This window comes from Paraburkholderia sp. J7 (genome assembly GCF_905220155.1).
GTDB lineage: Bacteria > Pseudomonadota > Gammaproteobacteria > Burkholderiales > Burkholderiaceae > Paraburkholderia.
This window is the reverse complement of record NZ_CAJMYZ010000161.1, coordinates 1-220: the sequence shown is the minus strand read 5'-3', so window position 1 is coordinate 220 and position 220 is coordinate 1. Positions and strand designations below refer to the sequence as shown.

Here is a 220-nt window from a genome sequence, read left to right as displayed (position 1 = left end):
GACATCGGTTCTGAAAATCAAGGGTCTGCAGGTCAACTACGGCGGGATCCAGGCGGTCAAGGGCGTGGACATGGAAGTCCGCCAGGGCGAACTCGTCACGCTGATCGGCGCGAACGGCGCAGGCAAGACCACGACCATGAAGGCCATCACGGGCCTGAAGCCGTACTCGGCGGGCGACATCGAGTACATGGGCCAGTCGATCAAGGGCGTGCCGGCGTAC

General features: G+C 63.2%; 1 protein-coding gene. It reads left to right on the top strand.

From position 1 onward, the window contains the following. Window positions 1–220 (top strand): ATP-binding cassette domain-containing protein (locus U5A58_RS40780; RefSeq protein WP_321965492.1); only part of this gene is annotated, 220 nt, incomplete at both ends.